General features: G+C 55.6%; 19 protein-coding genes. 2 read left to right on the top strand and 17 right to left on the bottom strand.

Translation table 11 applies throughout. The features are described from left to right. Positions 1–7: 7 nt before the first annotated feature. From NE850_RS31590 to NE850_RS31525, 14 genes are all read right to left on the bottom strand, one after another. A complete protein-coding gene (locus NE850_RS31590) occupies positions 8–1,144 on the bottom strand; it encodes a glycosyltransferase (protein WP_007176989.1) in 1,137 nt (378 codons plus the stop codon). Next, entirely contained in the window at positions 1,144–2,238 is a 1,095-nt protein-coding gene (locus NE850_RS31585; RefSeq protein WP_007176988.1) for a glycosyltransferase, read from the bottom strand. Before NE850_RS31585 ends, NE850_RS31590 begins: the two co-directional genes overlap by 1 nt. 3 nt (positions 2,239–2,241) lie before the next feature. Continuing rightward, positions 2,242–3,195 carry a polysaccharide pyruvyl transferase family protein gene (locus tag NE850_RS31580; RefSeq protein WP_007176987.1) on the bottom strand — a complete coding sequence of 318 codons (954 nt, stop codon included), beginning with the start codon at positions 3,193–3,195 and terminating at the stop codon, positions 2,242–2,244. Continuing rightward, complete coding sequence (locus NE850_RS31575) at positions 3,196–4,488, bottom strand: lipopolysaccharide biosynthesis protein (protein WP_007176986.1); 1,293 nt, start codon at positions 4,486–4,488, stop codon at positions 3,196–3,198. Further along, complete coding sequence (locus tag NE850_RS31570; RefSeq protein WP_007176985.1) at positions 4,485–5,867, bottom strand: O-antigen polymerase; 1,383 nt, start codon at positions 5,865–5,867, stop codon at positions 4,485–4,487. The genes NE850_RS31575 and NE850_RS31570 overlap by 4 nt, the downstream gene beginning before the upstream one ends. A gap of 9 nt (positions 5,868–5,876) precedes the next feature. After that, a complete protein-coding gene (locus tag NE850_RS31565) occupies positions 5,877–6,812 on the bottom strand; it encodes a glycosyltransferase family 2 protein (protein WP_007176984.1) in 936 nt (311 codons plus the stop codon). Then, complete coding sequence (locus NE850_RS31560; RefSeq protein WP_310699845.1) at positions 6,809–9,049, bottom strand: polysaccharide biosynthesis tyrosine autokinase; 2,241 nt, start codon at positions 9,047–9,049, stop codon at positions 6,809–6,811. The genes NE850_RS31565 and NE850_RS31560 overlap by 4 nt, the downstream gene beginning before the upstream one ends. Positions 9,050–9,062: 13 nt before the next feature. Next, a complete protein-coding gene (locus tag NE850_RS31555; protein ID WP_007176982.1) occupies positions 9,063–9,506 on the bottom strand; it encodes a low molecular weight protein-tyrosine-phosphatase in 444 nt (147 codons plus the stop codon). Continuing rightward, positions 9,503–10,561 carry a polysaccharide biosynthesis/export family protein gene (locus tag NE850_RS31550; RefSeq protein WP_035517147.1) on the bottom strand — a complete coding sequence of 353 codons (1,059 nt, stop codon included), beginning with the start codon at positions 10,559–10,561 and terminating at the stop codon, positions 9,503–9,505. The genes NE850_RS31555 and NE850_RS31550 overlap by 4 nt, the downstream gene beginning before the upstream one ends. A 387-nt stretch (positions 10,562–10,948) precedes the next feature. Then, a complete protein-coding gene (locus NE850_RS31545; protein WP_310699844.1) occupies positions 10,949–12,328 on the bottom strand; it encodes an undecaprenyl-phosphate glucose phosphotransferase in 1,380 nt (459 codons plus the stop codon). Positions 12,329–12,375: 47 nt separating this feature from the next. Beyond that, the gene (locus NE850_RS31540) at positions 12,376–13,902 is read right to left on the bottom strand and encodes a mannose-1-phosphate guanylyltransferase/mannose-6-phosphate isomerase (RefSeq protein WP_310699843.1); all 1,527 of its coding nucleotides are present in this window, start codon (positions 13,900–13,902) and stop codon (positions 12,376–12,378) included. A gap of 939 nt (positions 13,903–14,841) precedes the next feature. Then, positions 14,842–15,099 (bottom strand): hypothetical protein, encoded by a 258-nt coding sequence (locus NE850_RS31535; RefSeq protein WP_007176978.1) that lies wholly within the window; start codon positions 15,097–15,099, stop codon positions 14,842–14,844. 144 nt (positions 15,100–15,243) lie between these two features. After that, on the bottom strand, positions 15,244–15,588 hold the full coding sequence (locus NE850_RS31530; protein WP_157187696.1) for a hypothetical protein: 345 nt from the start codon (positions 15,586–15,588) through the stop codon (positions 15,244–15,246). Positions 15,589–15,710: 122 nt separating this feature from the next. Further along, a complete protein-coding gene (locus NE850_RS31525) occupies positions 15,711–16,088 on the bottom strand; it encodes a hypothetical protein (RefSeq protein ID WP_007176976.1) in 378 nt (125 codons plus the stop codon). A 156-nt stretch (positions 16,089–16,244) separates the two neighbouring features. Here NE850_RS31525 and NE850_RS31520 point away from each other — a divergent pair, with 156 nt between their 5' ends. Both NE850_RS31520 and rfbC read left to right on the top strand, forming a co-directional pair. Then, a complete protein-coding gene (locus NE850_RS31520) occupies positions 16,245–16,436 on the top strand; it encodes a hypothetical protein (RefSeq protein WP_310699842.1) in 192 nt (63 codons plus the stop codon). 67 nt (positions 16,437–16,503) lie between these two features. Continuing rightward, positions 16,504–17,100, top strand: a complete 597-nt coding sequence (gene rfbC, locus NE850_RS31515) for a dTDP-4-dehydrorhamnose 3,5-epimerase (protein ID WP_007176975.1) — start codon at positions 16,504–16,506, stop codon at positions 17,098–17,100. Positions 17,101–17,143: 43 nt separating this feature from the next. Here the strand turns inward: rfbC and NE850_RS31510 are convergent, their stop codons facing one another. From NE850_RS31510 to NE850_RS31500, 3 genes are all read right to left on the bottom strand, one after another. Continuing rightward, positions 17,144–18,145: a GlxA family transcriptional regulator gene (locus tag NE850_RS31510; protein ID WP_007176974.1), complete on the bottom strand. Its 1,002-nt coding sequence runs from the start codon at positions 18,143–18,145 to the stop codon at positions 17,144–17,146. 246 nt (positions 18,146–18,391) lie between these two features. After that, a complete protein-coding gene (gene galU, locus NE850_RS31505) occupies positions 18,392–19,273 on the bottom strand; it encodes a UTP--glucose-1-phosphate uridylyltransferase GalU (protein WP_007176973.1) in 882 nt (293 codons plus the stop codon). Positions 19,274–19,855: 582 nt separating this feature from the next. Further along, the gene (locus NE850_RS31500) at positions 19,856–20,845 is read right to left on the bottom strand and encodes a helix-turn-helix domain-containing protein (protein ID WP_310699841.1); all 990 of its coding nucleotides are present in this window, start codon (positions 20,843–20,845) and stop codon (positions 19,856–19,858) included. Positions 20,846–22,080 lie beyond the last annotated feature (1,235 nt).

The following is a 22,080-nucleotide window of genomic DNA, read 5'->3' as shown; positions in this document are numbered from 1 at the left end:
CGGCCAACTACTCCATGAACCCCGCGGCGCCCACCGTCTCTGCGTGCGGAATTACCGCCTGATACATCTGCAGCATTTTTTCGTTCATCGCTTGCGATTTAAAAACGCTGGTATAGCGCTCGCGCGCTGCATGTCTCAGGAGGGTCAGGTTTTCAAGCTTCAGGTCCGAGAAGAAGGCCACCGCGTTCTCTTCATTTTCAAAATCGAGGTGGTATCCGCTAATCCCGTGTTCCACGATATCCGGCAACGCTCCCGCCACATTGCATATCACCGGCGTGCCCGCTCTGAATGCCTCAACGGCAACGAGACCAAATCCTTCCCAACGTGAAGGCACCACGAGAGCATCTGCGAGATCATAAAAAATCTGCAATGCGTCTCGCTCCTGCCAGCCGACGATCTGCACATTCTCAGGACACGATCCACGCACCTGAGCCCACCAGCCGGAATTGACGACCGCCTCCCCGACCAGCGTCAATTCGATATCTTTTCGCGCAGCCAATCGAAGCGCGTTGAACAACAGATCGACACCCTTCTGGTAATCCAGCCGACCGACGAATAACAGGCGTATTGCACGGTTTTCGGATGACATAGCCTGATTCCGCGGGGCGTCCGAGACGACATCGGAGATTCCGCTTACGATCAGTTCGAGCTTCTGTTTCGGCAAGCCGGCATCGAGTGCCGCGTTGTACTCATGTTTGGAGATGCAAACGATCTTGTTACACGCCAACGCAAGCATCGTTTCGATCTTCTTCCACAGCCAGTTCGTACGTTCGGCACCCTGGCGCAGATACGACCAACCGTGCGGACAATAAATAACCTTCGTCTCCTTGCGTAATGCCATCAATACGACGCGACCAATGGCGCCGGCAAAAGAGCTGTGCAGGTGAATGACATCCGGCGCTTGTGTCCTGACGATCTGGAGAATCGCGAGGCAGAGATTCAGCATCGTCGAGAAGGAACGCCCCTGTCTCCTGAATTCCCAGATAACGGCGTCGTGAAACTCCCTTCGCCCATCATCTCCATCGCGCGGGACGATTATGTGGATATTGTCCGCCCCGTACAAACCCACCTGGTACGGAATAATCTCCGCCAGATACGATTCGATGCCGCCCTTCAGGGTCTCGCACACGTGCACTATTTTCATCAGGTCCCCCCGATTGCATCTCGAGCCAGAATCAAACTCACTTGCTGGTCAATGTAGTTTTTTGAGGTCAGCGTTTCGTTGCGCGCACGGTCGAACGCTGCACGCTGATAACTCCGTCGCGCCGAGACATCCGTGGCAAATCTCCTGACTTGCAAACCAAGCGATTCGGCACTACCGGTCTCGTAGTACATCACCTCGCCTTCGTCGAAATAGTCAGTCAGCCCTCCGGTATTTGCCGCAATAACAGGCACGCCGAGGAACGCCGCCTCCAGTACGCATGTAATGCCGGACGCGTGCATATTGCCTTTAAGCGGCACCACGACGAGGTCCGCCCAGGCATACGCGTTTTTCACTTCACTTAGCGAATTCGCGGACTCTATTTCCCAATCGTCTGGACATGACGCAACCGATTTCCTGAAGGTGCGGCTAAGCACGCGGACGCGCACGTCGCCCATGTCGGACAGAGCCGAACAAAACGTCTTCCAGTCGCGATGTTCGTCGTTACCGATTGCGAGAATTCTCAGCGCCGAATCGTCCCGTATAGCCGGGAGCGCCTCAGCCGAAAAGCTGTCGTGACAAATGCCGAATTTCACCGACTTCGCGTTGATCCGGCTATCGAGCTGATTCAGCCAGTCCTGGTTCTGGCTGGACAACGTTATTACCAGATCTGACTTCCTCAAAACGGCGCCCAGCAGCTTTGCGCCGAATTTACTCTGCTGTTTCAGCAGGTCCGGGGTCCAGATAATCTGGCAGACGGTCTTTGCTTTTATCAGCCACGGGAAAACCGTTCTCAACAGCAGAACGGAGAAAGTTTCTCTATCCGTGTGCGTAAATATGTAGTCCGACTTTGCCATGCCTCTGATATTTCTCAGCGCATGCACAAGATCGGCACGAAAGATTCTGGAGATACTTTTCCTGATAATTCTGGAAAGGTGGTTTTCCTTAACTGATTTCGAATAAAGCACATCGAATCCAGACTCCTCCAGATAATGATATCCATAGGGAGACCTGTCCGGCCGAATACCTTCTTCGAAGGATTTCTTCCAGTTCTCCACGGAAATCTCGGCCCAGAGCAATACGAATGCTTTTCGCACGGTTCACGCTCCGTTCGCAGAAAGAACCACATTGGGGAGCACCTTCGTCCAGCATTCGTAATAACCCGAATTCTTGCCGTACGAGTTATCAATCAAAACGATTTCCTTATCCAGCAAAGCGCCAAGAATGTGCCCATGCAATCTGGACGTCACGACGCGCTCATATTTCGAGAAAAAATTCACATTCGCCTCGATGATTGAGCGCACCATCGGCAGGTACATTTTCCACGGACGAACTACCCTGACCGGAGCCATCCCGGCAACCCGATGAAATTTGCTCGACCATTGCTCAAGAAACGGCGCTGAAAATTTTTGCAAATCGTTCCAGTCGCCCTGGAAATCCCGTCCGTGAACCGGCAATTCCGAAACATGTGAAGTCTGCGGCTGCTCCTTGTCTTCACGAATCAGCCAGAGCGTGCCTTTTGCGGCGTCGCGCGTTGCCGGTTTGAACGCCGATGATCCGTAAAGCCAATGCGCCATATCCGGCAACAAATAGACTTTGTCGCTCAGAAAATTCACGGCAAATTGGTAGCTTTTTTCGTCTCTGACGCAGATGTGCAGATTTTTATGGCTTCTGAAAATTGCCGCCGATTCCCTGGCCCTGGCCATATCAGAAAAATGGATCGTCTGCGGCAACAGAACAATCCTGTTGTCGCGAAACTGACTTACGATGTGTTCGCGGAACGACTGATGCCACGGATAAAGATCACCGAAATTCCCCCCACCCTGCAATACAATCGTTCTGTCGCCAACCGTGTGTCTGGAAAGCTGCGATTTTTCCTTCAGACTAAATCGGTCATCGATCAAAATATTATTATCGCGGAAGAAATTCTCACTCCCCTGAAATATCAGCAAGTCCCCGATGTTGAAGTAAACGGGATAGTCGGCAAATATTATGTGCTCGCCCTGTGGAATAATTTCCAGCAACGACGTCAGTTTGTATTTTAATGAATTCATTTAGCCACCCCGTTTGAAAAAACCCAATGCCCCACCCCAGTCGGTTCGTGAAGGCATCCAATTTTCAGATCGCGTCTCAAAAGCACTCTTGAACATCACCCACGCTACGGTGAGTTTTAGAACGGAGGACATCAGAATCCCGGTCGCAACGCCCACGACTCCGAGCTGCAACCCGAGAAAATACGCAAATACAATCGCGGACAAGCCGCCCACCAGTTGGCGGATCGCCCCCTTATGCGGCTCGCCTACCGCACTGAACGCCTGAGAAACAATCAGGCTTCCTCCGGCCACACAGGAGTCGATAGACAGAATGCACAGCACCTTGACGAATCGGGAAATCTCCACGTTCGTGATAAAGAACGACGACAGCATTACCGGAGCCAGGCAACCCGCCATCAGCACGGACAAAACCGTGATATATCGGAAATTAACCGCGGTTTGTTCCACAACCGCGCTTCTTGATTTCCCGATTGCCTTTGCCAGAAGCACCTGACTCAACGAAATTGGAATCTGGCCTACACCCCGCGCAATTGCTGCGACGATCGTATAGATACCCACTTCCCGCATCGGCATGGACAGTGCGATTAGCGCGATCTTGTCCACCTGCCAAACCAGAATATTCATTACATCGCCAATCCAGTACAGCGACGCGAGGCGGCCCAGTTCGCGAACGTCCTTGCGGGCCAGCACCCCTCTATTTTTGTATTCCTTGACGCAGACGACTATCGTGAACGCACTGCTTACCAGCGATCCGGCGGCGTAAGCAGCCAGATAAGCTTGCGTTTCCACCACCGAGAAAAGACCGAAAACCAGAATGCCCACTGCGGTCACGGCGGGCGACATCAATCGCGAGACACTAAATACGTGGAACAGCTTTTCCGTTTGGCATGCTCCTGAAAACAGCGCGTAGACGATCGTCGTATCGGTCAGAACGATTGTCCAGATCGTTACCAGCGTTTTGTCGGCCGAAATTTTGCTGGCGATATACGGCGCAATTGTCAGGCTGACGAGCGTGCCCGCACCGATGGAAAAAATGGCGCAGACAATCAGACATTTAAATAGACTTTCCGCCCGCTCGGGGAATCGTTGCGTCAGGTACACAAAACCCAGATGAAGACCAAAGCAGCATATCGAAGCTAACAATGGCGGATAGGCCATGATCGCCGTAACGGCACCGCGCGTGCTTAAACCGGCGAACAGCGACGTAAGGGCCACGTTGCCAAAATTCAGCCCCAATATCGCGACGTTCGATCCCAGCGCCTGGCGAAAGAGTGAGTTGAAGTGCCGCGTCATATCCGCACTCTCATCGAGTTCGCGGTAGCCATTCGTCTGGAACCACGGTTAAACACCCACTCAATCAAGGCAACGAAAATTACCAGGAATAAGTACCGGTTGGTATAAAACACCGCCAACACCGGGTCACCGTTTCTAAACAGAAACCAGCAGTACATGATGAAAATCATGTAGGCGCTCAGGAAACTCCAGTGTTTCCGCGTTCTGCTCTTCAGCCACCGATCAACCCGGCCGATAACGTATCCGAGCGCAATCCCATATGGAATCAGGCCAAGCCACCCGAACACGAGAAAGGCGTAACCGAAAATAGTGGGCGGAATTCCCCAGCCGGAAATTCCCATTGATCGCTCAACCAGAATGTGGTCGAGCGGCACGTAGGAGTCGAACGGCATGAACGGCGAGACGAACGCCGTGAGGTGAAGCCAACCATAGTCATAATCAGTCAATGCAATGCCGTTCTGGTACACGTTCATGATCTGATCGAGTACCCAGAACTCGGACGTGTCGAGTAGAGCCAAAGGAACGACAACTGCGTCGCCAGGCTGAAATCCGGATCTGACTAGAAACAGCAGGAAGAGCATTCCCGCAGCCGCAAAGCCGATTAGTGCGAGTCTTTGCAGCCTGACCACGGATTTTCTTGCAACCAGCGTGACGATAATCGCCATCAATACGTCGAACGCGTACTCGCGCTTGATGAAGCAGACCGACATCACCAGCGAAATCCCGCACAAAACGGAATAGGAAATCACCATTTTTCGCGATTTCTCCAACGTAAACAGCGCTGCACTTACGATAGTGAATCCCGAAATCAGCGTGTAAATCGACCCGTTCTTGCTCGCGGAACCGACCTCGTCCTGAGTTGCCGCAAAATAGGTCTCTGCGTTGTAATTGGCGATCAGCCCTTGCACCCCGCCAACAGCCTTTAAATAGCTGACAAAGAACAGGATGGAACAGGCGATCATGAACAGACTGATCATGACCGCCAGTTTCGAACCCTTTGCCGGTGCGCCAAGCGGAACGCTGTCGGTCCCACTAAGCTTGGTCCCGGACAAAAACGCGTAGACAAATAGAACCGTTCCAATGATCCACTGGTTGTCATCACTCAGATCGAAACCCGAGAACTTGTCGATCGCACCTAGCAGCACCAAGGCGGCGCGCGGCAGCACGTAAAGACTAAACACAATGAGCATCACGAACGCCGGCCCGGCGAGGTTCTTCCTGGTCGCCTCCAACAGCGAACACGCGATCGTCACCAAACAGATGATTCCGAAAACGGGATAAATCTGGGCGCCGAGCGCGGCAAAAAGCGCGCTCAAGGCCAACAGCAAACTTAGCGGGAGCGCCCTTCGCGGTGCCGTATATGTTCCAAGGGTTGCCATAGCGGTTCGTCAGTTGGGACGCCGAAGTTGACCTGACAGGCCATGTGCTACTCCGGTCGCAATTGCCACGGCTCCCGCGTAATTGCCCCTTATCACACGGCGAGCGAGCCTGCCCGACAAGGAGACGAGTAGCGGAACGACCCAGTGATATTTGAAATGGCTTCTGAGAAAAATGACCGAGCCACGAGAAAAGAAGTAGTCGAATCGAGGGCTTCCTTTACCGACCGTGTTCGACTCCGCATGCATGACGATCGACTTGTCGGCAAACGAAATCGACCAGTTCTTTTTCGCCAGCCGAAAACTGTAATCAGCGTCTTCCCAGTAGAGAAAGTATTTCTCCGAGAGCGGCCCGATGTCTTCGTATGCATCGCGGCGAATCAGGCAACTTGCACCACACAGGTAGTCCAGCTTGGTGTCGACCGTGAAATTTTCAACGTGCATGGATCGACCGGTAATACGGCTGATTACTCCGCCGCCGGCACAGATCGTCTTATCGGAATCGTGCAGATCGACGATCCGCGATCCGACGGCGCCTATGGCGTCACTCTGTTCAGCAACCGCGACGAGCTCTGACAGCGTGTCTTTTCGAACAACGGTGTCGTTGTTCAGCAGCCAGAAGTATTTGACCGCGGAATCCCGCAATGCATTCATCGCCATATTGCATGCAGCGGCGAAACCGTCGTTGGAGTCCGAGCGTATAACCTTGACCGACGGCTCAAGCTCCTTGAACCGTTCATAGGAGCCGTCGCCCGAGCAATTGTCTACAACGACAATGGAATAAGAGCCGTAGTCCAGTTGTCCAAGCGATTCGATACAGCGCAACGTATCTCTGGCGTTCTTATAATTCACGAGGACCACTGCGACGTGATGAGCGTCGGTCGACGTGCTCGCCGCAGGACTTTGTCCGTCGCGATGACGCGTGCTGATTGACAGGATTTTGTTCATTTCGTTAGCTGCCCGTATTCATACGCGTAGTACCGTCCATATCTGCGGCCGTAGCCGAGCGCGGTGCGAGGCAGATCGTTGAGCAATGCGCCTTTCAGTGCAACTCCGCCGTGCTGCAGTCGCCGAACGGACTCAACGATTTCATGCAGTGGGTGCTGCGCATAGCGCAACGCCAGAAGTGTCGTCCCGGCATGCTTGCCGATAATCGCAGCATCCGTCACGGCGAGGACTGGCGGACTATCCACGATCACTATGTCGTATGAAGTACGCAGCTTCTGCAGCATTTCCGCGAATCTCGCATTGGTCAGCAACTCGGACGGATTCGGTGGCACAGTGCCGGTCGAAATGAAATCGAGCCCGGGAAGAACGTCGCGCTGAATGACCTTGTCGAGACTGATCTCGCCCAATATGAAGTCACTCACTCCTGGTTCGCGTGCCAAACCAAAGCAATCGTGCACGTGTCCACGACGCAGGTCACAATCTATTAGCAACACCTTCTTGCCGGAGGAAGCAAGTATCGTCGCGAGGTTGGCGACAATGAACGATTTACCCACGCTAGGGCTCGGACTCGTGACCATAGCGACGTTGTCCTCAGCTTCGAGCATGGCGAACTGAATTGCCGTTCGCAGGCTGCGCAAACTTTCAACTGTCGTATCCGCGGGATTCCGGTGAGCAAGAATATGAAAGCCCTTTACACGCTGACGAACGGCATCGTCCAGCGCGCGCTGCTCGTCGCTGTGCGGAATCGTTGCAAAAATGGGCAAACCAGTAGCGCGCTCAATCGTATCACCACTCTCCACGCCACCAAAGAACGCTTTCCGCACGAACGCAGTCGTCACGCCGAAAATGGCGCCCAACACGACACCCATTGCGATCACCAAAGCCTTCTTCGGCTTGATCGGCTCTTCCGAATCCTGTGCAAAATCGACCACACGCACGTTGCCGACTTTGCCCGCCTTCAGGACGCGAAGCTGCTGTGCACTGTTCAGAAGGCCCGTGTAGAGATCGGTATCGACAGCAACGTCGCGCATCAGGCGCAAAGCGCCCTGCTCCAGGTTGGGCAAGCCGGAGATTCTGCTGCCGAGCGACTCGGTTTGACCTTTTGCAGCCGCGATCTGCTTGTCAAGCGCAACGACACTCGGGTGCTCCTCCGTGAAACGCTGCCTCAACTCCAGACGTCTTTGCTGCAGTTCGAGAAGCGCCGTGTTCGAATCCACGGATTGCTGCAATATGAGTTTCGCTTCCTCACTCAGATTGACCGTGCCTTTCTCGTTTCTGAAACGGTTGTACTTGGCCTCGGCATCGTCAAGCTGGCTCTTCAACTGAGGCAGTTGGCGGTCGAGGAATTCAATGGTTTGTTGTGCTTCCGCCGACTTCAACGCTACGTTTTGCGTCACGTACTCGTTAGCCACCGCATCCAGGATGCTTTTCGTCTTCTTCGGATTCGGTCCGTTCAGGGTGACGCTGAGGATACCGGACTGCTTGCCCTTTTCTTCGATCTTGAGATCGTCCTGAAGATCTTCCACCGCCTGAAGTTCCGAACTGCGCTTGAGAATGAACTCGGTTCCCGGACGAGCAGCCAGCTTAGCTACGAGCAGCGTGACTTCGCCGTCGTCGACCCGGCCTCTGGCGACACGATTCAACTTTCCTTCGAGCACGACGTCGCCCGAACTCTTCAATACATAAGAGTCACGACCCGTAGCCACCAGCGTGAACTTTTTCTTCCAGTATGTCTTTGGAACGTCGAATTGATCGATCTGAATGCTCTCACCGCCCCAGGCAAAGCGGCTCAGACCAAGAAATGGAGGCGCGATCTCGGTCGGTTCGCTGGCCGACATCCTGCTCTCGTAGCGATTGCTGACCCACCCGCCGATGATCGGAAAATGCCGGGGCATAGCCTCGATAAACAGCTTCAGACTCGAAACCGCGGAACCCACCACAAGTCGTGATCGCAGAAGTTCGATCTCAGCGGTGGTCGCAGATTTGGCGTCCAGGAGCGGCGCGAGATCTCCCAGCAGATTCTTTTCGGAGAGGTCGGAATCTTCGACCTGAATCAGAATGTTAGCTTCGTAGATGGGACGAGCGCCGAAGGCATAGATGACACTGAGCGCGACCACAAACGCCATGATTCCCGCAATGAGCCACCGCCCTTCGTATATCAACGAAAGGTAATCGGCAAACGAAACGTCGTCATCGGCACGGGTGGCGTCAAGCGACGCGGGTAGATTAGCAGCCATTTGTTACCTATATTTATACGTTCAGTTCTTCCAGCGCGTATGACCAACGCTTCAAGCCCGCTTCGATCGATGCAAACGCTTTTTCAAACTCGGCCCTGCCTCTCTGGTAAGGGTCAGCCACGTCGAATTGCTGGAAATGGCCCACTCGATAAGTTCGTCCTGTTGCGAACCTGTAAGTGTCCTCAACCCTCTTCTTCTGCTCGGCGGACATGACCAGGATCATGTCCGCGGCCTTCACCATTGACCAGCTGAGTTGACGCGCCACGTGCTTCTCCAGACAGAGCCCTCGCTCCGTCATGACCGACATGGCAAGCGGATCGGCCTTTCTTCCAATCAGCGCATTCAATCCGGCGGAGCTGACGCGAAGCCGTGGAAACAGATCATTAGCCAGCGCCTCGGCCATAGGGCTTCGGCAGATATTCCCCTCGCAAACGATCAGAATGGAATTGACGCTCATTTCGTCACGATTGCCGTGGTTAGACCCGCGTTAATCGCCGGCAAGAGCAGGCTAAGAACACGGCTGAATCGGACAAGCCCGCTGCCGTCCACATACACCACGTCCTTCGGTTGCAATTGGAACTCGTTCGCCAGAATCATTGATACGGGCGAGCGGGCGTCCAGATGGAAGACTTCGGGATTGGCGCCCCCCGAACTGCGTATTACGAAGAGTTGCGCAGCGTCGGCAGAATTCGAGTTGATGCTTCCCGCCTGCGCCAGCGCTTCGCTAAGCGTCAGCGCGCCGTTTCTCAACGGATAAGCGGTAGATGGTTTATTGACTTCGCCCATGACGTAGACGCCGCTTTCGTCGCGCGAGACGACCCGCAGCAGGTCGCCGTTCTGCATCAGGATTTTCGAGGGATTCTCTCCGCGAGCAAGCATCTTCGCGAGATCTATCTGATAGGAGACACCGTCACGCACCAGTATCATGCGGCTCTGGTCAGCGCTGTCTGCGAGGCCGCCTGCCCGAGTGATCGCTTCGTAGAGCGTCATCGGGATGTCCGTTATGGATATGGCTCCCGGACTTCTGACCTGGCCGTCGACGTAGACCTCCTTGGCACGGTAGGACGCAACCCTGACAGTGACCTGTGGATTCTCGAAGACGCGCTTCAAGGCCGCGGCAATCCGGTCCTGGGCTTCACCAACCTGAAGGCCGCGGACAACAATCTTCCCGGCGTACGGAAAACGAACCGTACCGTCTTTTTCGATAACGAAACCGGCCGCCGGATCCGTACTGCGTTGTATGTTTGTCTGGGTCTGCTGCATGCCTTGCGCTACTGCAAGTTCAGGATGATCCCAAACCGTAATCTGCAGTACGTCGCCCACTCCGAGCGTATATCCGGAGGTGTAGGCGAAAAGCTTGTTGCTCTCGACCGCGGTCGGTTGCCCGACTTCATCGCGCATCTTCCTGATCAATGCGGTATTGATGTCGACTATCGGAACCTGGAGATCGACCGGCGGAGTCTGTGCGTCACCACTAGTCAACGGTAGCGTCGGAGGTGTCGTCATTCGCATTCCAGGCGCGACCGAGCAGGCCGAGAGAATGACGCTTGCAGCCAGTCCGGACAGCAATTGAAAACCGCGACGGCAATCAGTTCCTTTACAGCCACCGGCCCACTTCCACAATAATGCCATCAGATAATCCTTCAAATTCTTTTTCATTGATTTCGAATTCGGCGGCAGCGTCGACTGCAACAAAATCGCACGATCTCCCCGTGAATCGTGTATGAAAAATTGCGCTGCCCTTTTTCGGTCCGCGGTTCGATTGACCAGTAGATTTCCGCGCTATCGGGCACGGGAACCCTGCCACGGTTCCCGCACACGCCCGGCGGATAATGTTTCCGTGCGTCGACTTAAGCTCACGCGCGGACTTATATGGAACTCGCTCGCGTTGCTGATTCGTTAATAGGCGTTGCTGTTCGCCAAGCCTTTAACCATCGTCGCAATCACGATTCGCATGTCCAGACCAAACGACCAGTTCTGCAGATAGTAGAGATCGTGCTCGACCCGCTTCTGCATTTTCTCGAGTCGATCGGTCTCTCCCCTGAACCCGTTTATCTGCGCCCAACCGGTAATGCCGGGTTTTATCCGATAACGATGGATGTAGCCGTCCACAACCTTTTGATACATCTCGTCATGCTCGATCGCATGGGGCCGCGGCCCGACCACCGACATTTCTCCGCGCAGCACATTAAAGAACTGGGGCAGTTCATCGAGACTCGTGCGGCGCAGAAGCGCACCTACTCGCGTGATGCGCGGATCGCCCTTGGTGGCCTGTGTGACGACGCCCGCTTTCTCGGCATGAGCACGCATGGACCGGAACTTATAGATACGGAACACCTGACCGTCGGCACCCTTCCGATATTGCGTAAAGAAGACCGGACCGCGCGACGAGCACTTCACCGCGATCGCGATGATCAACAGCAATGGCGTCAACGCGAGCAACGCCAGCGCCGCGAACAGACGGTCGAAGATCTCTTTCTGCACCATTGCCCGTGCGGGCAGCGGCGATGCAACCAGGCTGATTGCCGGCGCGCCGATCAGGTCCACCACGCCAGCGTCGAACAACGCCATGCTGCGCACATCCGGAATGAAACGGATGTTCACGAGGTCCTCACGGAATTCATTCACGAAACGGAGCATGGTCTGCGCTTCCGACAACGGCAATGCCAGCCAGATTTCTTTAATCGCGCTATTTCTAACGTATTCAGAGAACTTTCCAAAGTTTTCGAATACCGGAATACCTTTGGGTGCGAAAACTTCACGCGCGCCAACCTCGAATAGAGCGGACATGCGAAATCCGCTCGCCGGAGACGCCTGCACCTTGCTCACGACTTCCTTGCAATGAACCCCGCCGCCCACCACGGCGACGTCGCGCAAATTCATACCAGCGTGGCGCACACTACGCAGCACCGAATGCAGCACCAGACGTGATCCGATCAAGCCTGCTGCGCTCGTTGCGGTCCAATAGATAAACCAGAGCCGCGAGATCATATCCGTGTGATGCACGGAGAACATCAGCACGAGTCCGCCCGCCTGGACCAGCAGCCACGCCAACGAAACCTGTCCGCTCAGACGCAACAACGAGCGGCCGCGCCACGATTCATAGAGGCCGAACACCGGGAACGACACCAGAGCAAGTGCGACTGAAAACGTAATGAACGCGCCATCCACCCGGGTCTGGGCAAGATCCTCAAAGCGGATGTGCGACGCCAGAAGTGCGCCGGCCACGATGAGAATCACGTCGACAAGCCGCGCCAACAACCCCTGTATTCCGAGCATGTTCCGATTTCCCCGCCAGAAGATGGACTGCGTGCTCCGCCGAAGCGTCACGCCCGACCGTATGTGTCATCAAACCGAACAATGTCGTCTTCACCGAGATATGACCCGGACTGCACTTCGATCAATTCGAGCGGCAGCTTTCCCGGGTTCTCGAGGCGATGCGTCACGCCCAATGGAATGAACGTCGACTGGTTCTCGCTCAGTAGAAATTCTTCAGCACCACGCGTAACTAGGGCAGTGCCGCTCACTACGATCCAATGCTCGGCGCGGTGATGATGCCGCTGCAGTGAAAGGCGACCGCCGGGGTTGACCACGATCCGCTTGACCTGGAAGCGCTCACCGTGATCGACCGAATCGTAGTAGCCCCACGGACGCCGCACCTTGCGATGGACCTCTGCTTCAGGCGCCTGCAACGCCCGCATCCGGCTAACTACACTCTTCACTTCCTGAACACGGGAACGGTCTGCTACCAGCACGGCGTCGTCCGTTTCGACCACCACTACGTTGGTCACGCCAACGCATGCGATCAGACGCTTCTCCGAATGCGCGAAACTGGAAGTGGCGCCCTCGAAGACGACCCGTCCGCGGGAAGCATTGCCGTCGGCGTCTTTTTCGAGCGCATCCCAGACTGCGTCCCACGAACCGAGGTCGGACCATCCCGCGCTGAGCGGCACCACGACGCCCTCCGCGATGCCTTGTTGCGAACCGAGGTGTTCCATCACCGCATAGTCGATAGAGTCGGCCGGGGACGATCTGAAGGCTTCCTCGCCCGGCCGGAAAAACGAAGCGTCGCTGTGGCCCCGCGCCTGCGCTTGCAGACATGCGTCGTACATTGCCGGCTGGAGCCGCTTGAGCGTCGCAAGCCACACACTCGCGCGCAGAACGAAAATACCGCTGTTCCACCAGTACTCGCCCGACGCCACGTATTGAGCAGCGAGTTCTGCAGCCGGCTTCTCGACGAAACGCTCAATGCGATGCGCTCCACCGCTAATCTCCTCACCGAGCTTGATATAGCCGAAGCCCGTATCGGCACGCGTGGGCGGCACGCCCAGCGCCACGATAGCTCCCCGCTCGGCGTGCTGCGCGGCCAGAGCGATGGCTGCCTGGAAAGCCGCGACGTCGACGATCGCGTGGTCCGCCGGCATGACCAGCACGATCGCATCATCCCCGTCCGCGCACGCTGTGGTGGCTGCCAACGTCAGCGCAGGTGCCGTGTCGCGGCGCGCCGGTTCCACCACGATGCGCGCCTCGACGCCCCGTTCACGCAACTGCTCCAACGTCACAAAACGGTGCTCGTTTCCACAGACGACAATCGGTGTACCCACCAATCTTCCCTGCGCGTTGAAACCCTTCATCCGCTGCACGGTGGCTTGCAGCAGCGATTCCGAACCGAGTACGTCAATCAGCTGCTTCGGATACTGTTCTCGCGACATGGGCCACAGCCGTGAACCGGCCCCGCCCGCCAGTACCACCGGAACGAGCCGGACAGCCGCCGCCGAAAACCCCTGTTCCGTCGAAACCGCCTTGTTGTCGCCGGCATGCGCGACAGTTTCATCCGTTGAGGTGTTCACCATATGCAGTCCTATTCGTAGTTCCAGCTTGAACAGCCTTCGCAAAGTATTTTCTTGCTCTGCGCTATTTATTTCATGTCACGCAACCGTTCATTACGGTCCACTCAGATGAACTCGGTTACATGAGCAGTTGCGCAACCGAATCAAAAAAAACAATGCCGCAATCCCTTTCTTGCTGGTCATCGTGATCCAGCAACGAGGTCACTCGTGGTTCCCAAAGGGACTTGTCCATCGCCATAAAAACATCTGTGGTGGACCGAACCGATGTGATATTCGTGGCGTCTCCAGCCACTCCCGACTTTCGCCCTTCTACCTTCTATTGCACGAGCGAAATCAAATTGAAAGCCACACGAGCTTTTGAATCTACGCGCGACCTTTTACTGAAAACGTATCCCGATCCAATACCGGTACTCGTGTTGCCAACAAAAAATCGTGTTCTTCTATTCGTATTCGGGATCTCGCACAAGTCGCTTACCTGCAACAAGTAGGTCGACCTCAGTTGCAGTGCATCATACATAGACCGTCTTCTGACTTTATGTGACTGACGGAAAACGCCAACATGTTGGCGTTTTAGCCCACTCGCTAATTACGGCCTGGAATAGGCCCCATCTGAAGCGGACACGCGCAGCCGCGTAATAGCAGCAGGAACCGGAAATCGCCCGAGTAATTGCGTTCTGGAAGTGGGAAGCGCTTGTTCTTTTCCAAGTCAGAAAAGCGTCTGCTCATCTTCATTGGAAATTCATTTTGCGCCGTCCGCCGGATCGCCAAACGTCCCCTGGTGCACGGCGCGTTTTCGCAAAAGTCCCTAGCAGGCTACGCCATCAATCTGGCCGACCGACGCCAATCTCATTGGCGATTGCGGACAACGGAAGGTCGCCGGAAGCCGCGTCGAGCGACCTTTTCGACGCACTTACCCCCGGAACAAACACAGAGCTGCAGCCTTTACGAGAGCAACAGATACGCGGTAAGCGACGCAACCCCAATCAACACGCTGAGAATTGCCCATAGCCGCAAGCGCGACATCAGTTTCGCCCGCGATGCTTCCCAGTTCCCACGCGCACGATGCGGGTGGAACTCGAGAAATATCAATGGCTGGTAGTGCCGCCGCCCGACCTTCAACGCGGAGAGAACGCTGAAAACCACATAGAAGATCGCCCATCCGAAGCAGAGATTTGCGAGGACGGAAAGAAGAGTTGCCATATATTTCACCAACTTAGGAGCAGCGATTGAAGTTCTTTAAGCGTACCGGCCGGTACTTCCCGTTTCATGACAAACGCGTGGCTGCATCCGTCTAATTCATTCATAGTCCGGACAAGTTTCACACTCCTCCAGTATCCATCCGCCCTAATCCGCGTCGCACCCGATCCAGCGCTCAGGGGATCTGCGCCCTGAGATGACGAGCACCATGCAGACTCGGTACACTTCGGCCACCGCCGGAGACCGGTAGTCGAGATGTCGTGAATCGACGAATGCGTTCGTCAGGGTTTTTGCGTCGAATAGCTGTTTCGACACACGCAGCATTTGCACCGCGAGCGCTTCCGTTCGGCTCGCCAACGATACGCGCGCCAGCAGATCAAGCGGGCCATTCACATACATCCAGAAATGCGTGAATTCGACGGCACGCTCGACCGTCAGCCATTTTCCGCTTAGAGAATGCCTCAGCAATTGCGACACGACGAGATAGGTCAAAAGATCGGCGCAAGCATCAGTGTCGGCGTAATTTGATTAGGACATGTCGAGTCAGTGGGATTAGCTGGGTCACGCATATGGCGCGCAACGAGTGACTCCGTTTGCGCGGATTCGCGTTCATGTCAGCCGCCCTGCCTGTGAAAGACGATCTCTCCCGGCAGATTGGCCACACAGGTGACGAAAATTTCGATCACCGCCGGGGAGCGCAAGTCCAACCTCACGCCACCAAAGAACATGCGCGCCAGACTGCGAGCGTCGCACGTTTCCCGCGAGGTTCGCTCGAGCTGCTCGGCCAGCCGTTGCGCACGGCATGCCAGCGTCACGCGCTGCAGCCAGTCGGCGCGACGACGATTCAGGCGCAGCCAGAGTCGGGTGGATTCGACCAGCTGCTCAGGCCTCAGCCATTGGCCGGTTTTCTGGCGTACGACCAGTTGCGACGCAACCAGATAGGCGAGCAGTTCCGTACGCGCCTGAAGATCAAATTCGAGAAGCCGGTTCATTATTGGTGACTTAAGTCGACGCGGTCGTGCGCTCGCGTGTTTCTGGAAATGAGCATGGCGCCCCCGTCATGCAGCACGTGAAGCCGGCGCAATGCGCCGCCAACCGGTACATGTCTAACGCCACGCTGGATCTACAATCACGCGACGCATAGTCCTATGGACGATCTGATCGGGTCCGCCAAAACATTGAAGGATTCCGCCGACTGTCGAAAATCCGTGGACGAGAACGATGGCCCCGTCCCCGTCGCGGCCTTGCATCGCACGATCGGACCGGTTGCCTTCGTTGAAGTACGCAAATGGCGTATCACACCAATCTTTTGGCGCTCAGGGATAAACGGCCGCTTGTAATATGAGTGGCGTGGCTCACGCAGCACACCATGCAGGGTGTCCGCAATCCCTCATCCTATCCGTCACAATGGCAATCCAGGTCAAGCACACGGCAATTCGCGACGTCAAACTGATCGAGCCACGCATTGTTTCGGACACGCACGGCGTTTCGTTTGACAGCTTCGATCAGGAGGACTTCGAGGAGCACGTAGCGCGTGGCTATCGTTTTGTGCAGGAGCGCCATGCGGTTTATCCGCACAACGTATTGTGCGGGCTGCACTATCAGATTCAGCGGCCACAGGGAAAGCTCGTGCGTGTCGTCAACGGGGAAGTGGCGAACGTTGCGGTTGACTTGCGCCGCTGGTCGCCCACGTTCGGTCGCTATATCAGCACGCGGCTTTCGGCCGCCAACTGTCGTCAGCTATGGGTTCCGCCCGGTTTCGCACACGGTTTTCTCGTGCTGTCGGACGTGGCAGAAGTTCTGTGCAAAACCACCGAGCGCGGTTTGACGGAGCACGAACGCACCCTGCAGTGGGACGACCCGGATATCGCCATTGAGTGGGATCTGAATACGGCGCCGATCACATCGGAGCGCGATTCGGTGGGCACCCGTTTCAGCATGGCCGAAGTGTACCGACAGAAGCCGCCATTCGCGCAGCAAGGGTCTTCCACGTCGACCGATTAAAGGTCTTCCAACCGCAGCCATCCCGAGCGGCGGCATGATCTCCTCAGGCCGGCTTGGAAGAGCGCTTGCTCGCGCGATACTCGGTAGGCGTGACGCCAAGATAGCGGCGAAATACTTTCGAGAGCTGGCCCCCGCTGCCCATGCCGCAGCGCCGCGCGATCTTGTCGACGGGCAGATCAGTTTCCGACAGAAGGCGGCAGCATTTATCGATGCGAACGTACAGAAGATAGTCTGACGGCGTCACGCCCATTTCCGTCTTGAAGCGACGCAGGAAATTGCGCTCGCTCATCGCGACGAACTGCGCCGCTTCTTCAATCGTGATTGCCCTGCCGCAATTCATCTCCAGCCACTGCGCCGAAGACTGAATCTTCTCGCTCACCACGCCGAACACATTCCTGTTTGGCGCTCCGGTAAACTGCGCCTCGAAGCGCAGCCTGACCAGCCCTGTAATCTCGCGCGCGACTTCTGCGCCGAGATCCTCTTCGATTATCGCCAGTGCCGCGCGCAGCGGAGTATTGGATCGTTGTGTATCCGATACTTTCAAGCCGCTCCGGGCAACCGTATGATCACCTTCATTGCGGCGCAATTTGTGGGACTTATCCGCGAATTCAGCGGCATCCAGAAGCAACTGTCCTTCGGCGATGGGAAAAATCTTTTCGCTTCGTAAGTCGAGCCAGCGCAGCCATGCAATGAGACGCTCCTCGCTCAGCATGTTGTGAACGCCGGCGCCACCGGCAATGAAGAGTGCGTGAAATTCATCCGCGTAACCGCGTGATTCGATACTGTCGGTCCAGACGAATACCGACGATGAGCTCGCTATTCTTCCACCGCCAACCGAGAGCAAATAGATATCGTAGAGCGGGGCACCAATTCGCATGGACGTACAGAACGCATTGGCCGACCGAAAGATTTCCACTACCGTCGCTGCCTCCGGCAGCGCGAATCCATTGAAAAGGGCTATCCCGATGCGTTTCACTGCGCGAACTTCATGCAACATCTGATGCTGAGTCGCATGGCGACTAGCACGGGAAAAGAAACCTGCCATCCAAGCCGTCCCCCGAAGATAAGTGGCCTCCTACGGCCAAATATGGGCCGTTTCTGCAAATCGTACACAAGCGATCCGCATAAAACTGATGGCTGGCTGAATAGGATAATAGGTTGGCGGTCACGGACGACCGCCACACGCGATAGAAATAGCGAAATCGTGCCAGCGCACGTGATCGCAATTATTTTATGGATTCCGAACAACTACTCGACTTCCCGCCGTATGGACGTGTTCCTTCACTCCCATTCACATCGGCAGCAGAGACAGATACTCCTCGAGGTACTCACGGAACTCGACACCTACCTCGGGATGCCGCACCGCGAACTCCACCGTGGCCTTCAGGTAGCCGATTTTGCTGCCGCAATCAAAGCGCGTGCCGCGGTACTTGTAGGCCAGTACCTGTTCATCGGCAAGCAGCGACTCGATTGCATCCGTCAACTGGAGTTCGCCACCGGCGCCGGGCTTGATGGTGCGCAGATGTTTGAAAATGCGCGGCTTCAGCACATATCGACCCACAACACCGAGGTTTGAAGGAGCCGCGCTCGGCTCAGGCTTTTCCACGATGCCCGACATCTTGATGATCGACTGCTCCCATTCCTTGCCGTCGACGATGCCGTACGATTTGGTATCCTGTGCCGGAATTTCCTCAACGCCGATCACCGAGCTATGGTAGTGATCGAACACCTCGATCATTTGCGTCATAACAGGAGGGCTGCCGTATAGCAGGTCATCCGCGAGAATCACGGCGAACGGGCTATCGCCTACCAGCTTCTCCGCGCACAGCACCGCGTGCCCGAGGCCGAGCGCCTCCGGCTGGCGCACGTAAAAACAATCGACATGGCTGGGCTTGATGCTGCGTACCAATTGCAGCAGCTTGTCCTTGCCGCGCGCTTCCAGTTCCGCCTCGACCTCATACGACTTGTCGAAATGATCTTCGATCGCGCGCTTGCTGCGGCCCGTCACGAAAATCATTTCGGTGATGCCGGCGGCCATCGCCTCCTCGACGGCGTATTGAATGAGCGGTTTATCCACAATCGGCAGCATCTCCTTTGGGCTCGCCTTCGTGGCAGGGAGAAATCGCGTACCAAGGCCCGCTACCGGAAATACTGCCTTTGTAACTTTTAGCATGAGGGACTCCGAGTGTCATTAATATGGGCAAATCGCAGTTAGATCATCCCAGCGCCACTGATCGGCACGCAGGGCCGGGCGCGGTTGATGGAACACGCGAGGGCAAAGTACGCCAAGGTCAACGCTTGACGTTGAGACCGGTAGTTCGGCCGAGACCGCCGATTCCGCGGAAGTCGTCGCTCACGCGAGCCGAAACGACGAGGCGGGACTCACCGTCACCCCGATCTTCCCTTCGGCTCCGAGCCGTCAATTCAGTTTGAATTCCGGGATTTTCTCAAGTAATTGTCAATGCCGCCACATGACCTGAACATGTGCCTGGTTACCAATTTTCCGGTACGCGGGCAGTGAATCTCGCCGAGATATCGTGAAAAAACATGCGGCGCGGACAATCCCGATCGCGACCCGTTAATTTCCGCAATTTTATGGTTATTAGCAATGACCTCAGCAATACAGATTACCGGTAATTTCGCAAGCAAGTTCCGGATGTGGAAAAATACCCGAATGCACCCGAAATAAACGATACGAACTTCTTTTTACAGGCAAATTAACGAATTCGAGGCAGCCAGAAACTTAATTCTCCGTTCAAACCCGCTTGCTCATACGATACTCGGTGGGCGTTGTCGTTAGATGCTTGCGAAAGAGTTTCGCCAGCCGACCACCACATCCAATGCCGCAATGGCGAGCTACCTTATCGACGGGCAGATCGGTTTCGACAAGGAGTCGACAACTCATATCAAGCCGCACGTACAGCAGATAATCTGACGGCGTCACACCCATTTCAATCTTGAAACGCCTGAGGAAATTACGCTCGCTCATGCCTGCCATCTGCGCGGCCTCGTCGATTGAAATATGGCGATGCCCATTCGCTTCCAGCCATTTTGCCGATACCTTGATTTTCTCGCTCACGCCGACCGAGGCATTCTTGCGCACAATCGCCGTAAACCGGGTATCCGTGGATGGCGCAACCCAATCAGCGATCTGACGCGCGATTTCGGCGCCGAAATCTTCCTCGATCACCGCAATGGCGGCTCGAAACGGACTGACAGAAAGGCCCGGGGAGCCATTGCCAGCGCCCGTTCGCACGATTTCGCCCGCGCGTTCGCCGTAGCGCCTGATACTGGCCGCCTGCCCGAACCCCGCGGCGTCGAGTAGCGCCCGTCCTTCACCGATCGGGAATACCAGTTCCCCGCGGCGATACGTCCGCCGAAGCCAGGCAATCAGGTGTTCGTCGCGTAGCGCATCAATTACGCCTCCGCCACCCGCTATGAACAAGGCGTGAAAGCGCTCCGATTCGCGCTGAACTCCGATGCCCTCAGTCCAGACGAACACCAATGAAGAGCTCGCAACCCTGCCCCCGGCTGCCGACAACAAACTGACGTCATATCGCGTCCTGCCGTACTGCCCGCCCTCTGTGAGCGCATTCGCCGACTGGAATACCTCTGCGATCGCTGCCGCCTCAGGAAGGGCAAAGCCGCCGAACAAAACTATACCGATGCGTTTCGCGGTACCGGCCTCTGGCAAAACGTGAGGTACCATTGCGCTGTTGCGATAAGCGACTGAAGACCACCCCATCAGATTTTCCCCGGAAATTGGTTGTCCGTTCCGACTTGCTTTTAGTCTGATTAATTATCGGGATTGATCGTACATAAGGATGGTCTACGACATTTTTTTCTGGCCGAATCGACCAATATGTTGGCGGATATGATCAATCCTTTAGGCGACATACAAGATCGTGCGCTTCAGCGCAAGGAATTCCATTTTTTTGGAACAGCATTCTCTAAGGCCGCGCATCCGGACAATCCATTTATTCAAAAGCTATATTCATATTTAGTATTTGCAAATCAGCAAACGCACATGATCACATCATCGAAATGTAGTAATGCTCGATGAGTGCATGCCGGGACAGATGGACGTTCATTCCCCGCATGTAAAGCCTCATCAAATTAAATTGATCAGCTGGAATCGAATGAATAGGTGAAGTTCACGTGCGGGCGGCCGCTCGCAACCGGCCTGGCATGCGCTCCTAGCCTTCCTGCCGTGCCAGTTGTCGTCATCAGGTCTGAAGCCTGACCGGTACAGGCTGCGCCGAAATGGCAGGACTCCCTAGAATAAACTCCCGTGCCAGAGATACCGTTTCCCGGGCGGATATGCCGACAATCTGCGCCACGGACAGCGGTGGGTCATCCACGGTTATGCGACCGGCGTCTCACCCCAATGTGTTCGTCGCTCCTACCTTATGCCTCTTTCTCATGTCCCCTTCAGTCAACATTTTGACTCCGTCCGCCACGCACACCCTCCGTCTGCATCAACCGATTAAACTTCGCTTCGGTCTTTCGAGGGGGCGCTTCTCTCTGAAGCAACCCCGCCCCTCGATTTCGCCTGTCGCCCTTCGGGCGGCAGGCTTTTTTTCTTGATCTGCCAGCGATTTCCCGCTCGAGTCGACGTGTGAAGTTCGGCACGCTGACCGAGATGGCTGTTCAGTACGGTGATTTCCGCGTCACTCAGCTGAAGATGAGTTTATGTTTCCCCAACGCTTCATCGGATCGCAATGACATAACCGCTGGCAGCGCTCGATTGGCCAAGTCAGACGCAGCGGTAACGCAAACGGGACATGTATGGACGAGAAAGTGACGTATGTGTACGAGTACACGGGCGGTTTTGGTACATACCGCACCACCGGGGGGCCTGTCATAAATTTTGTGTGTAAGGCATAACATGTAGCTCAAGGAGCATGTATGCCACGCAAACCGAAGACGGCCACCGAGGCCCAGACGGCGTTGCCGTCGATTCCGAAGGAATTGATTGAC

This window comes from Paraburkholderia sp. USG1, assembly GCF_031570135.1.
In the GTDB taxonomy this organism is placed as follows: domain Bacteria; phylum Pseudomonadota; class Gammaproteobacteria; order Burkholderiales; family Burkholderiaceae; genus Paraburkholderia; species Paraburkholderia dioscoreae.
The sequence above is the reverse complement of the archived record's forward strand: the minus strand, read 5'-3'. Positions and strand labels throughout refer to the sequence as shown.

Bases quoted from the DNA above. Each gene is read 5' to 3' on its own strand.
- NE850_RS31590 (WP_007176989.1), bottom strand. From the start codon at position 1,144: ATGAAAATAGTGCACGTGTGCGAGACCCTGAAGGGCGGCATCGAATCG.
- NE850_RS31580 (WP_007176987.1), bottom strand. From the start codon at position 3,195: ATGAATTCATTAAAATACAAACTGACGTCGTTGCTGGAAATTATTCCA.
- NE850_RS31575 (WP_007176986.1), bottom strand. From the start codon at position 4,488: ATGACGCGGCACTTCAACTCACTCTTTCGCCAGGCGCTGGGATCGAAC.
- NE850_RS31570 (WP_007176985.1), bottom strand. From the start codon at position 5,867: ATGGCAACCCTTGGAACATATACGGCACCGCGAAGGGCGCTCCCGCTA.
- NE850_RS31565 (WP_007176984.1), bottom strand. From the start codon at position 6,812: ATGAACAAAATCCTGTCAATCAGCACGCGTCATCGCGACGGACAAAGT.
- NE850_RS31560 (WP_310699845.1), bottom strand. From the start codon at position 9,049: ATGGCTGCTAATCTACCCGCGTCGCTTGACGCCACCCGTGCCGATGAC.
- NE850_RS31555 (WP_007176982.1), bottom strand. From the start codon at position 9,506: ATGAGCGTCAATTCCATTCTGATCGTTTGCGAGGGGAATATCTGCCGA.
- NE850_RS31550 (WP_035517147.1), bottom strand. From the start codon at position 10,561: ATGCGAATGACGACACCTCCGACGCTACCGTTGACTAGTGGTGACGCA.
- NE850_RS31545 (WP_310699844.1), bottom strand. From the start codon at position 12,328: ATGCTCGGAATACAGGGGTTGTTGGCGCGGCTTGTCGACGTGATTCTC.
- NE850_RS31540 (WP_310699843.1), bottom strand. From the start codon at position 13,902: ATGGTGAACACCTCAACGGATGAAACTGTCGCGCATGCCGGCGACAAC.
- NE850_RS31535 (WP_007176978.1), bottom strand. From the start codon at position 15,099: ATGGCAACTCTTCTTTCCGTCCTCGCAAATCTCTGCTTCGGATGGGCG.
- NE850_RS31525 (WP_007176976.1), bottom strand. From the start codon at position 16,088: ATGAACCGGCTTCTCGAATTTGATCTTCAGGCGCGTACGGAACTGCTC.
- NE850_RS31520 (WP_310699842.1), top strand. From the start codon at position 16,245: ATGGACGATCTGATCGGGTCCGCCAAAACATTGAAGGATTCCGCCGAC.
- rfbC (WP_007176975.1), top strand. From the start codon at position 16,504: ATGGCAATCCAGGTCAAGCACACGGCAATTCGCGACGTCAAACTGATC.
- NE850_RS31510 (WP_007176974.1), bottom strand. From the start codon at position 18,145: ATGGCAGGTTTCTTTTCCCGTGCTAGTCGCCATGCGACTCAGCATCAG.
- galU (WP_007176973.1), bottom strand. From the start codon at position 19,273: ATGCTAAAAGTTACAAAGGCAGTATTTCCGGTAGCGGGCCTTGGTACG.
- NE850_RS31500 (WP_310699841.1), bottom strand. From the start codon at position 20,845: ATGGGGTGGTCTTCAGTCGCTTATCGCAACAGCGCAATGGTACCTCAC.